This window comes from Kouleothrix sp. (assembly GCF_046328425.1).
Classification (GTDB): Bacteria; Chloroflexota; Chloroflexia; order Chloroflexales; family Roseiflexaceae; genus Kouleothrix.
Map to the genome: position 1 here is coordinate 47607 of NZ_JAXLWP010000021.1, position 12666 is coordinate 60272.

Genomic DNA, 12666 nt, shown 5'->3' on the forward strand with positions numbered 1-12666 from the left:
GCCTTTCCGCATAGAAATAGTTGCCGGGCTGAGGCTCGGGTGCCGATCAGCGCAAGTCGAAGCCGAGTGCCTGGAGCGCCTCACGCAGTGTGTGCCGGCCCGAGAGCGATTGTGGCCCGGCCACCCGCCGTGCCGAGTGCTCCGCCCAATCGCCATCGACGTTCATGCGCTGCTCGGTGTAGAACGCGGCCATCACCCGGTTGTAATCCGCGACCGCCGTGTCCTGCTGCTCGAGCGCGTAGGTTTCGTGGTGCAGCACCGCGTTTTGTGGCAAACGTGGCTTGATCGCCGCCGTACGCGCGTCGTCCGGCCAGCCGACGCAAAGGCCGAAGAGCGGGAACACCCGCGGCGGCAGGCGCAGCTCGGCGGCCACATCGAGCGGATGGTTGCGAATACCGCCGATATAGACGGTGCCAAGGCCCAGCGCCTCGGCCGCGACGACCGCATTCTGTGCAGCCAGCGTCGCGTCGATCGCCGCGAGCAGCAGCATCTCGGTGTAGTCCAGCGCTGCGTATGGGAGGTTGCGCTGTTCGGCCACGCGCGCCAGCCGTGCCAAATCAGCAAGCCACACCAGAAAAAGCGGGCATTCGCGAACATGGGCCTGATCGCCGGCCAGCTGCGCCAGCCGCGCCTTGCGCGCCTGATCCTCGACCGATACGACGCTCCAGGCCTGCAGATTCGACGAGCTGGCGGCCGACTGCGCCGCCGCGACCAGCGCCGTAAGCGTGCCGGGCGGCAGCGGCTCAGGCGCATACGCACGCACCGAGCGGTGACTCAGCAGCACTGTCAGCAGCGCATGCCAGGCGGGCGGTGTCGCCGGTTTGCGCTCGCCATAGCGCAGCTGCAGCAGATCAGGAAGCACTTGCGGTTCCATTCGTATCTCGCTTTCGTTCCCCAAGCACGGCTATGCTCTTCGCCCCAGCCACCGGCACAGCCGTGACTACACACTTCCAGGCTCGCATAAATCTTAATATATTTGATTAAATTTATCAATTTTAATTGTACCCCGGTCGTTTTGCGAAGCTATGCAGGGCAGCGCAAAACGAAGTTCGGGGGCAGCTTCGCCGCCCCCGAACCCCCATAAATGCACCGCCTGATCGATTCGCAAAGTCCTGCCTCAGGATACGGGTGATGCTGCGTCGTCTTGTGAGTGACTATGCTCCCCGGCACGCCGCTTGCGCAAGCTTTCGATTGTGTGCACAAGCATGCGCAGGCTGACTGGCTTGGCCATGTACTCGTCGGCGCCGGCATCCAGGCAGCGCTCGCGGTCGCGCGGCAGGGCTAATGCCGTCACCGCGATGATCGGTGTATGCGCAAGTGCGCCGTCCGCGCGGATGCGCCGGATGGCTTCTAATCCGTCGACACCTGGCATCTGGATGTCCATCAGAATGATGTCGGGCTTCTCCTCCTGGGCGCAAACGATGGCTTCCTGCCCATTGCGCGCCACCGTCACATCGTAGCCCTTGGTGTGAAGGTACTCGAACAGCATATCAATATTCGTCTGGTTATCCTCGGCCAGCAGCAGGCGCGGGCGGGCCACCGGCTGCGGTACTGCCAGCAACGCCCGCTCGACCAGAGGCTCGGCTGTGCGCGTGGTCGCGCGGCGCAGTGCCGTCACAAACATCTCGCGGTCAATTGGTTTGAGCAGCACCTCGGCCGCGCCAAGCTCGCGCGCAAGCCTGGGTGTATCGACCACTGAAACGACGATCACAGGGATATTGCGGGTGCGCGGCTCGGCTTTGAGCTGTCTCAGCACGTGCCAGCCATCCTCGTCGGGCAGCAGGATGTCGAGAATAATCACATCCGGCTGGAGGGCGATCGCCCGCTCGACGGTGCCGGTGCTATAGGAAGAGATCTCGACCTGGGCGCCCAATTCTTGGAGGTAGCGCGAGAGCTGCGCCGCGACGGTAGTGGAGTCCTCTATCACCAGTGCCTGGCGAACCGCCGGCTGGGTTGTATCGACGACGCTGGCGGTAGCCAGGCGGACGGCGCGCTGCACCGCCGGATCCCACGGCAGTACGACCGAGAAGCGGCTGCCCTGGCCCACTACGCTCTCGACATGGACGCTCCCGCCGTGCGCCTCGGCCAGACGGCGCACAAGCGTCAATCCTAGCCCGGTGCCGTCGTGCGCGCGATTCAGGCGGCTGTCGATCTGCGTGAATGGCTGAAACAGCCTGGCCAGGTCTTCTTCCGAAATGCCGATGCCGGTGTCCCATACCGTGAACCTCACCTGCTGGCGCTCGGCGTCGCTGCGCACCTCCAGCCCGATCTTGCCGCCGCGCGGCGTGAACTTCACGGCGTTGGAAAGCAGGTTGACCAGGATCTGCTTGAGCCGCCGCTCGTCGGCGTTGATCAGCTCAGCCGCCGCGTCGATGCTGGTATTCAGGCTGATTTTTTTGGTGATGGCGATCTGGGCAACCATGCGCATGCTGGCCGTACACAGCATGTCGATATCCAGGGTTTCGTGCTCCAGCGTGAGGCGCCCGGCCTCGACTTTGGACAGGTCGAGGATGTCGTTGATCAGCCCGAGCAGATGCTGGCCGCTCTCAGTGATGCCTTGCAGCACCTCGATCTGCTTGGCGCTGACCGGACCGTAGATTTCCTCCTGGAGTGCCTCGCTGCGCCCGAGAATGCCGTTTAGCGGCGTGCGCAGCTCGTGCGACATGTTCGCCAGAAACTCATCCTTCAGCCGCGCCGCGCGCGCCAGCTCGGCATTGGCCAGGCTCAGGTCTGCCGTGCGCTCGGCGACCCGCCGAGCCAGCTGGGCGCGCTCGTCGTGCAGCTCGGCGATCAGCTGGGCGCGCTCGATCGCCGCCGCCGCCGACGCCGCGAGGGTTTCGGCGAGCCGCACATCGCTCGCCGTCAGCGAGCTGGGCTCGTGTCGATCGATCGAATAGATCCCGACCAGCTTATGGTTGGCAACCAGCGGCACGCCCAGCCAGCACCCAATATGGTCGGTGCCAAGCATCGGTTTCCAGGCTGGATCTTGGCGGGTGTCCGCGATCAAGTAGCTGTGCCGGGTCTCCACAATCGTGGCGATCGGTGGGCGCTGCGAGAGATCAAAGCGCAGCGCTTTTATCCGCTCCGGATCGGTCCACGCCTCGTACCCGCGCAGGTAGCGCACGCGGAAAGCGGTTGGATCATCCGGCAGCATGATGTTCGCGCTGTCGTAGGGGATCAGCTGCTGCAGCACGTCGAGCAATGTATCAAGCACCTGATCGAGCCCGAGCGGCCGAGCCAGCAGCTGGCCTGCCACATGCAGCAGGTCGGTAGCCTTCTGAGCGCGCTCACGCTCGGCGATCTCGCTCTGTGCATGCTGGAACAGGCGTGCGTTATGAATGGCCAGCGCCGCCCGGTCGGCTAGCTCCTGGGCGAGAAGAAGGTCGTCCTCGCCGAACGGACGCTGCTCGGGGCGGTGGCGGAACAGCGTCAGGACGCCGATCGACCGGTTTTGCACGCGCATCGGCACGCCAAGCATGCTGTGGAAGGCAAGTTGATCCCACAAGGCCCGCGACTCCGGCCGCACGCTCGCCCGAAACTGCTCGTGGTCGACGACCGGGAGCACGATTGGCTGGCCCGTCTGGGCGATGCGAGGGCCGGCTAAGGGTGCGTCGAGCGGCTGCGGGTGTTCGTTGTGCTCGTGGAGCAGGCGCAGCCGCTCGGAGTCGGTATCGTAGACCGCGAGCTGCTTGAGCCACAGCCCATCGTCGGAGACCAGGCTTACGGCACAGCCGTCGCCCAGCACTTCGGCCGTGATTGTCACGATTCGATCGAGCACACCCCCAAGATCAACGTTCGACTCGGCAAACGCCCGCGAAGCCTTGGCGAGCACCCGCAGCCGCTTAGTGGCACGCTCGTGAGCCTGCTCGGCGCGCTTGCGCTCGGTGATGTCGGTGGTGACGACGACCATGCGCCAATCGAGGAAGTCTACCGGCGCCGCGCTCACACTCGTCCAGATCGCGTCCCCGGCCTCGGTGACAATGCCAGTCTCTACATTAGTGACAGGCTGCTGCTCGCGAAACACGCGTGCGCTGGCAAACTCCTCGGCGGCCATAGGAGCGCCGTCCGGGCGGAGATACTGGCGCTGCTGATACGCTTGGTGAGACAGATCTACCTGGTCGAGACGCAGGATCTGGCTGAGGGCCGGGTTCGCATAGACGACCTGGCGCTCGGAGTCGAGGATCGAGGCGCCAACCGGCAGTATCTCGAATAGCGCGCCGAGTTTACGCTCGGTTTCCTGGTGGGCGGTCTCAGCGTCAACCTGCTTCGTAATATCCAAGCCAAAGACCGTGACGCCGCTGATGGCCCCGTCCGCCGAGCGAATCGGCATAAATCGGTACATAATCGTCAGCCCGGCAGCTTGCCGCTCGACGCTGAACCTTTCTCCGGCGAGCGCACGCTCATACGAAGCGTGCCAGCTCTCACGCCAGTCCTCGGGCATCGGCAGCGTCCAGATGCTCTCGCCGACGTGGAGCGCCTGGCCAGTCAGGGTTTGAACTTCACGGTGAAACTGCGAGTTGCCAATCAGCAGGCGCAGCTCGCGATCGAGCGACCAGACACGGCCGTCGACCGCCTCAATCACGCTGGTCAGCTGCTGCTCGCGCTCGCGCAGCGCCGCGTCTGTCTCGCGCTGCGCGGCAATATCGTGGAAGGTGCTGAACACGGCGATGAGCTGCCCATCCGCGCTGTAGATTGGTGCCGCGCTGACGGCGAACTTCGTCAGGGTGCCATCGCCGCGCCGGTAGCGCATGTCCTCCGTTGGGATGAGTGTTTCGCCCAGCAGTGCCCGGGCAATCGGGTACTCCTCGGGCGTGTAAGGGCGTCCGTCTGGATGCAGGGCACCATATTGCGCATAGCCGCTATAGTCGGCATTGGGCGAGAGCGGATGTCGAAGCAGCCGCGCTGCCTCGAGGTTGTGGAACAGCAGCTCGCCAGTGGGCGCGGCAATCAACACTCCCACCGGAAGCTGCTCCAGAACCGGAGCAAATAGCTGGTCGAGACGTGGCAGGCCGCCTGTGGGATCGGCGCTGGGCCGCGCCTGATGCCCATGTGTGGCTAGCTCGGCTTCGAGCGCGGCAATGCGCTGGCGTAAGGCCAGGTTCTCGTCGGCAAGTTTATTTGCGTCATTGGTAGGAAACTGCATAAGCATCTCGTCTTTGTTTTCTTGGAACGCTTAGCAGGGCTCGTGCAAATCGGCTTTCACTGCTCTTCCCTCCCTCTTCCATGCTCGGGAAGGGGGATTATTGTTAGCGTCGTGGTGCAATCGCAAAGCGACCACGCCACGGCGCCAGATTTGTTTTCGCCTGCCCTGATAGGGGGAGAGGCCGAAAGACGTTGCACGAGCCCTGGCACACTTAGAGTCCGTTTGAAAGGGGTGCGCGAGGGGCTATGCCCCTCGCACTTCCTTCTGGCGGGTGGCGGCCACGAATGTGGTCACCGCCAAAAGTGGAAACTTGGAGGGACTTCTCCCTCCAAACCACCCTTTTCAAACAGCTTCTTAGAGTCTATCCGGAACCACGGATAGAGGTATAGTATAGTATATTCTTTTAGGGCTTACGCAGTTGCGCTGTTCGGCTTCTCGAAGCCGTGCATGGTCCTGCGGCAGCTGATCATCGTGTGTCCATGTTCCGCGCGCAGCGCGGAAAAACCGCTCTCAGACAGCTTCTAATCGCGCGTAAACTCATCGGAAAGCATTGCCCCAACTACATTGACAATCTTCGATGTAGCTGCTATACTGCGTCCTGATGGAGGATCCAATGACACTTACACTTGAATCAATCACGCGAAAGCCAGGCTCGCGCTGTTGTGGCGAGGGCGAGCAACAGCAGCTGAGCTCGGAGTCCGCACAGCAGTTCAGCGATGCCTTGCTGACGCTGGCGCATCCGATCCGCATCCAGATCTTGACAATGCTGGCAGGCAGCCCGGGCCAAGTGTGTGTCTGCGACTTGGAGGCGGCGCTGCCGGTCAAACAGCCGACTGTCTCGCACCACCTTAAGCTGCTGCGCGATGCCGGTCTGATTGACTGTGAGCGACATGGCTTGTTCGCGTATTATTTCGTGAATCGCGCGGCGCTAGCTGAGCTGCGTTCGCGCATCCTCGAGCCGCTCGACCATCTGGCCTGAGCCGCTTTTTTTGTCCGCTACATCGACCATCATCGATATAATTGAGGTAGTTGATACAGTGGAGCTTCCGCTGTATACAGCGCAATGTGCCATATCATATCAAATTCGCTTGATGACCGACACTTTGTTTGGGTTTGGGGCGGCTTCGCCGCCCAAATTTCGTTTTCTTGTGCGGCGCCCGGCAAAGCCGGGCGGGCCGCACAAGAAAACACAAGTAATCAAACGGAGTTGGTATCAATCAGCCCGCCTGCGGGTGCTAAAGGAGTGAAGCAATGCATCAGTCAGCCTTGCCTGTGGCGGTGGTCGGCGCTGGCCCGGTCGGCCTGGCCGCCGCCGCACATCTCGTCGAGCGCGGTGAGACGCCACTCGTGCTAGAAGCCGGCGCAGTTGTCGGCGCATCGATGCTCGCCTGGGGGCATGTGCAGCTATTTTCGCCGTGGCGCTACGTGGTCGATGCGGCCGCCGAGCGCCTACTGAAGGACTCTGGCTGGCAAGCGCCCACTCCCGATACGTATCCAACGGGTCGCGAGGTAGTCGAGCAGTATCTGGCGCCGCTGGCGGCGCTCCCGGCAATTGCACCGCACCTGCGCCTCGGGCAGCGCGTCCGGGCGGTTGCCCGGTACGGCTTCGACAAAATGAAAACGCCTGGCCGTGAGCAGGCGCCGTTTGTTCTCGAGGTCGAGACAGCCGACGGCCGCACGGAACATCTGCTGGCCAAAGCGGTGATCGATGCGTCCGGCAGCTATACGCAGCCGAACCCGCTCGGCGCAAATGGGCGCCCAGCCATTGGCGAGCTGGCGCTTGCCGATCGTATCTTTTACGGTATTCCTGATGTGCTGGGGCCAGAGCGCGCGCGCTACGCCGGCAAGCGAGTGCTTGTGGCCGGCAGCGGTCATTCAGCCTTCAACGTACTGCTCGATCTGGGGGTGCTGGCTGAGCAGGAGAGCGATACCGCGATTACCTGGATACTGCGGCGCACCGATACATTCCAGCTCTACGGCGGCGGTACCGACGACCAGCTTGCAGAGCGCGGGCGGCTGGGCCAGCGCATGCGCGAGCTGGTCGAGACCGGGCGGGTGCAGATGGTCACCGGATTCAAGATTACTCGCCTCACGGCTACCGCCGACGGTATCGTGGTGAGCGATGGCACAGGGTCGCTCGCGCCTGTAGATGAGATTATCGCCACCACTGGGTTCCGGCCCGACCTTGCAATGCTGCACGAGCTACGCCTGGGGCTTGACGCGGCCGTCGAGGCGCCAAGCGCGCTGGCGCCGCTGATCGACCCGAATATCCATAGTTGCGGCTCGGTACCGCCGCACGGCGTCGACGAGCTGAGCCACCCGGAGCCGGGCTTCTACATCGTCGGCATGAAGAGCTACGGCCGCGCGCCAACCTTCCTGCTGCTAACTGGCTACGAGCAGGTACGCTCGGTGGTTGCGGCGCTGGCGGGCGACTGGGAGAGCGCCCGCGATGTCCAGCTCGTGCTGCCCGAGACCGGCGTCTGCTCAGTCGACCGTGGCGCCGATGGAGGCGGCTGTTGCGCTCCGCTGCAGACGGTGCCTGCCGGTGGCGTAAGTCTGATCAATCTCGCGCCGGTGAGTGCGCGTGCCGCAGCGAAAAACCTTCAGCTTGTGCTCACCGCAAGTGGCGCGAGCGAGGGGTGTTGCGGTGGCCCGGCACCAGCAGATGCGGATGCCTGCTGCGTCAAGGATGCGGAGGCCAAGGCCGCTGGCCAGGGGGGCTGCGGCTGCGGCGCGTAATAGCGATCGCGGTGCTGAACGGCGTGGTTGCGGCCACGCCGTTTTTGTCTAGAACTTACGCAGTTGGCGCGCTCAGCCTGCGGCAGAGCGGTACTATGCTCCGTATCGTGTGCGGTTGTGGCGCGCGCCCCCCGCGCCAACCGTACACAGAAGCTGTCGCGCGACCCGCTGCTGCTCGGGAGGCGCAGCGAAGAGATTGGGAGATACGATGCTCGCACGCTTCGCGCACGGACGGCTCTATTACGGCTGGGTGATTGTCGCCACCCTGGCCATCACCGAGACTATTTCGTGGGGCATCCTGTACTACACCTTTGCAGTGGTACTGCCCGCGATGGAGCACGAGCTGCACTGGTCGCGCGTCGCCATGACCGGGGCGTTGTCGGCGGCGCTGCTGGCCTCGGGCATCGCCGCGCCGCTGGTCGGGCGCTGGCTGGATCGCCGTGGGCCGCGCCTGCTGATGACAGTAGGCGCGTGTGTCGCCACAGGGCTGGTGCTCGCCTGGTCGCAAACCAGCCAGCTCCCCGCGTTCTATCTGATCTGGATCGGCATTGGCATCACGATGGCGATGCTGCTGTACGAGCCCGCGTTTGTGGTGGTGAACACCTGGTTTGTCCGTCAGCGCAGCCGCGCGCTGTCGATTGTCACATTCGTGGCCGCGTTCGCCAGCACAATCTTTATTCCTCTGGCAACCGAGCTGAGTGAGCGGTTCGGTTGGCGGGCAGCGATTTTGGTACTCGCAATCATTCTTGGCGTGGGAACCATCCCGCTGCACCTGCTTGTTCTACGGCGGCGGCCAGCCGACCTAGGCCTCTCGGTTGACGGCGAACCCTACCTGGCTGACGTCGAGCTGCAGCCACGGCGTCGGCGTGATGTCTCTGTACGCGCCGCCCTTCGTGACCGCACCTTCTGGTGGCTGACGACGGGGTTCACGCTGACGACACTGGCAGCGATCGCGATCACCATCCATCTTATTCCCTATCTCCTCGACCACGGCTATGATGCACGCTTTGCGGCCCTGGCAGCAAGTATCATCGGGGCAATGAAGTTTCCAGGGCGGCTGGCGTTTGCGCCTTTAGAGCGGCGCATCCCGCACCCGTATCTAGCGGCAGTGCTGGTGCTGCTCCAGGGAGTTGCAGTGCTGATTTTGATGATGGTGCCGGGAACGAGCGGGGTGCTCTGCGGCGTAGCGCTCTTTGGGGCGGCGAGTGGAGCCGGGACGCTCGCGCGGCCGGCGCTTCTGGCCGAACATTATGGGCAGACGCATTATGGGCGCATCAACGGCGTGATCGCATTTTTCCTGGCGGGGGCACAGGCGCTAGCACCCGTCGGATCTGGCGCACTCTATATGGTGTTTGGCCGTTACGAGCCAGTGCTATGGATCGTCATCCTCATTTTTGCCCTGGCGTTCGGCGCAGTGCTGCGCACTGAGCAGCCGCGCCTTACCGTACTAGCGGCATCCTAGCCAATTTGTGTTGCACTCCGTGGCGAAGCCACGGAGTGCAACACAAACTATACGTGTAGGACTTACGCAGTTGCGCCGTTCGGCTTCCCGAAGCCGCGCATAGCGCCTGCGGCAGCAAGGTACTTTTTGATCATCGTGTGCGTTTTTCCGCGCTCTGCGCGGAAAAACGCACACCTCTACGGAATGAGGTACCGCTCTGCCGAAGGCTGAGCTCGCCAACTGCGTAAGTCATAACGTGATCAAGCGAACAGCGTATTATTAATCCATCTCGACTACTGGCAGGCCGTGGACGCCGAGCGTCGTGGAGATTTCGCTGCCGTGAAAGATGTCGTGTTCGAGTACACCCCAGATGATCTGCTGGCACGAAACTGCAGGCCGCACTTCCCCGGAGCGAGCCGACGCATCCAGCCACATCTGGGCGTATGGCTGAAGCGCAGGCTCGACCAGCTTGGCGTGGCGCACGCGCTCCGCCTGATCCAGCGGCGGGAAAACCTGCTCAAGGTCAGCGGGAGTCCGGCGGGCAAGCACATCCTCGATCATCTGCCAGGTCTTCTCAAGCCCGGCAACCAGCTCTGCCGCCGTGTGGCCCGGATCCACATCCGCCTCGCAGACCCCCAAAGCCCACAGCTCGAGCGGCGTCAGATCGTCGCCCCCCTCGCCCATCCGCGCGTGAAACCACCAGGCGCGATTTGCGACAATATGCGTCACGTACATGCCAATCGACCAGTGTTGCGGCGTGGTGCGCAAGGCCAGCTGCGCTTGTGTAAGCGGCGCAATTGCCGCGACAAGGCGCTGATTATAGGCACCCCAACCCGCATAGAACGGGAGAAGTGAAAGCTGTTCGTTTGCCATGATAGCGCCTCCTTGTTCTTTCGAAGTTGGCATGCTCAGCCTTCGGCAGAGCAGAGCGGTACTTTACGTCTTGAAGTGTACGATTTTGCCACGCGGAAAAACCGCACACAAAATGATCACGCTGTCGCAGGCACTATGCACGGCTTCCGGAAGCCGAACAGCGCAACTGCGCAAGCTCTATCTCTATGAGCCAAGCATGCAAGCAAGAATGATACCTGCCTGTTTGGCCGCTAGAGCAGCAAACAGCAAGGTGCACAGATCCGCGATTAGCGGTATACTCTGGCGGTACGCATCGGACAGACAGCCGGGGGCCGCATGTCACACCAACCCTTTATCCTGGGCGTCAACTACTGGCCGCGCCGCAAGGCCATGTACTGGTGGCGCAGCTTCGACGCCGCCGAGGTGCGCGAGGAGTTCACGGTGATCAAGAGCATCGGCATGTCGCTGGTGCGCATCTTTCTGCTCTGGGAAGATTGGCAGCCCACCCCCGATTCCGTCGACCCCGACGCGCTCGGCAACCTCGGCACGGTGTGCGATATCGCCGCCGGGCTGGGCCTAAAGCTCGACATCACATTCTTCACCGGGCATATGAGCGGGCCGTCGTGGGCGCCGGGCTGGATGCTGCTGCCCGGCGAGCCGATGCTCCCCGGCGTGCGCCAGGTGGTCAGCGGCGGCAAGGTGGTGAACTGCGGCCACCTCAACCCCTACACCGACGCCGTGGCGCTCGCGGCCGAGGAGCTGCTGCTGCGCACGGTGGTGGCGCGCTACCACGGCCACCCGGCCGTGGGCATGTGGAACCTCGGCAACGAGCCCGACCTGTTCGCCCGGCCGCCTAGCCCCGCCGCCGGCCGCGCCTGGGCGCGCCGAATGGTCGCGGCGATCCGCGCGATCGACCAGGCCACGCCGATCACCTGCGGGCTGCACGTGCCCGACTTGACCGAAGACCTCGGGCTGCGCGCCAACGACATCTTCGCCGAGGTCGACGTCCCGGCCATCCACGGCTACCCGATGTACGCCGATTGGTCGGCGGGGCCGCTCGACCCACAGTTTGTGCCGTTTCTGTGCGCGCTCACCAGCGCGCTGTGCGGCAAGCCGACGCTGATGGAGGAGTTTGGCGGCTGCACCGAGGCGCCGGGCCGGCCGTCGTCGGTGTGGAAGTGGGCGGCCTACGGCAAGCCGCGCCAGCAGTTTATGGCCGCCGAGGAGGCACTGGCCGAGTACCTGGCCCAGGTGCTGCCCAACCTCGTGGAAGTGGGCGCCACCGGCGCGATGCTGTGGTGCTACGCCGACTACGCGCCCGAGCTGTGGGATCGGCCACCGTGCGACGAGGCCCAGCACGAACGCTTTTTCGGCCTGGTGCGGCCCGACGGCACGCTCAAGCCGCACGCCGATGTGATCCGCCAGTTCGCCGCGACGGGGCCGAGCATCCAGCCGGCGCGCCGCTCGGTCGCCCTCGGCATGACGCCCGAGCAGTTCTACGAGCGGCCCTACGAGCACACCACCCGGCTGTACCAGGCGTTTCTCGCCGGCGGCGCCTAGCGCCACGCGGCCCGGCAGGCGCGCCGCGACAATGCCGGCAATCCGGTGGCGCGCACGCCGCGTAGTATAAATATGCCCCGCCGGCTCCGCTGCCGTTTCGCAGCCGGCACGTTTGTTGCCCGTGCGGCCGCTCGCTCTGGCGGCCTGGTTCGCAGTTTTGTTAGGCAAGCTATGGCAGCACTCAGCCCCACATCCGCCCGCCGCTCGCCGCTGATACGCGGGCTCGGCGCCGTGCGCAACGCCCTGCTGGCGCCAGCCTGGGCCTATAGCGGCGCTCGCGTCACACACTACTACAACCAGCTGCTCGCGACCCACGGCCTCGCGCCGCAGGCGCTGGCCGAGCGCGCCGAAGACAAAGACCGTGCCTTCTACCACCAGCTGCTCGACGGCCTCGCGCTCGAGCCGGGCCTGTCGGTGCTCGACATCGGCTGCGGCATGGGCGACCTGCTGGCCTTCCTGGAGGCGCGCCAGATCACGCCCGGCAGCTACCTTGGAGTCGACTTGGTGCAGGGCTTTCTCGACCATTGCCAGGCGACGCACCCAGCGCCCTACCGCTTCGAGCGCGCCAATTTCGTCACCCAGCGGTTCGCGCCGGGCGAGCGCTACGACCTGGTGGTGAGCATGGGCGTGATGGTGTCGCGGGTGATCGCCTACCCGGCCTACGTGGCGGCATGTGTCGAGAAGATGCTGGGCCTGGCCAACCGCTACGTGGTGTTCAACATGATTACCGAGGTCGATCGCTCGCAGGGTAACTACCAGCAGGCCCACAAGATCGGCGCGATCACCTTTCTGCCCCGGCCGCAGCTCGAGCGGATCGTCGCCGGCGCGGCGCGGGCCTACGGCGCCGATTTCACCATCACCGAGCGCCGGATCTACAGCGACGCCACCGACGCATTTGTGCGCATCGCCAAGCCGCCGGCCCGCTGATCCG

The 12666-nt window shown here is 64.1% G+C and carries 8 protein-coding genes; 5 read left to right on the forward strand and 3 right to left on the reverse strand.

Features of this window, described 5'->3' with window-relative positions; genetic code table 11:
- Nucleotides 1–46: 46 nt before the first annotated feature.
- Nucleotides 47–874 carry an NADPH-dependent oxidoreductase gene (locus U0177_RS19135; RefSeq protein WP_409572264.1) on the reverse strand — a complete coding sequence of 276 codons (828 nt, stop codon included), beginning with the start codon at nt 872–874 and terminating at the stop codon, nt 47–49.
- A 243-nt stretch (nt 875–1117) separates the two neighbouring features.
- Complete coding sequence (locus U0177_RS19140) at nt 1118–5143, reverse strand: response regulator (RefSeq protein ID WP_409572265.1); 4026 nt, start codon at nt 5141–5143, stop codon at nt 1118–1120.
- Between the two features lie 613 nt (nt 5144–5756).
- On the opposite strand from U0177_RS19140, the gene U0177_RS19145 reads away from it, so the two are divergent.
- The 3 genes from U0177_RS19145 (at nt 5757) to U0177_RS19155 (ending at nt 9344) form a co-directional block, all read left to right on the forward strand.
- Nucleotides 5757–6122: an ArsR/SmtB family transcription factor gene (locus U0177_RS19145; protein WP_409572266.1), complete on the forward strand. Its 366-nt coding sequence runs from the start codon at nt 5757–5759 to the stop codon at nt 6120–6122.
- Between the two features lie 272 nt (nt 6123–6394).
- Nucleotides 6395–7882: an NAD(P)-binding domain-containing protein gene (locus U0177_RS19150; protein ID WP_409572267.1), complete on the forward strand. Its 1488-nt coding sequence runs from the start codon at nt 6395–6397 to the stop codon at nt 7880–7882.
- Nucleotides 7883–8090: 208 nt separating this feature from the next.
- A complete protein-coding gene (locus U0177_RS19155; RefSeq protein ID WP_409572268.1) occupies nt 8091–9344 on the forward strand; it encodes an MFS transporter in 1254 nt (417 codons plus the stop codon).
- Nucleotides 9345–9602: 258 nt separating this feature from the next.
- Here the strand turns inward: U0177_RS19155 and U0177_RS19160 are convergent, their stop codons facing one another.
- Nucleotides 9603–10196: a DinB family protein gene (locus U0177_RS19160; protein WP_409572269.1), complete on the reverse strand. Its 594-nt coding sequence runs from the start codon at nt 10194–10196 to the stop codon at nt 9603–9605.
- 315 nt (nt 10197–10511) lie between these two features.
- On the opposite strand from U0177_RS19160, the gene U0177_RS19165 reads away from it, so the two are divergent.
- Together U0177_RS19165 and U0177_RS19170 are read left to right on the forward strand one after the other, a co-directional pair.
- The gene (locus U0177_RS19165) at nt 10512–11735 is read left to right on the forward strand and encodes a glycoside hydrolase 5 family protein (RefSeq protein WP_409572270.1); all 1224 of its coding nucleotides are present in this window, start codon (nt 10512–10514) and stop codon (nt 11733–11735) included.
- Nucleotides 11736–11906: 171 nt separating this feature from the next.
- A complete protein-coding gene (locus U0177_RS19170) occupies nt 11907–12662 on the forward strand; it encodes a methyltransferase domain-containing protein (protein ID WP_409572271.1) in 756 nt (251 codons plus the stop codon).
- The last annotated feature ends 4 nt before the right edge of the window (nt 12663–12666 follow it).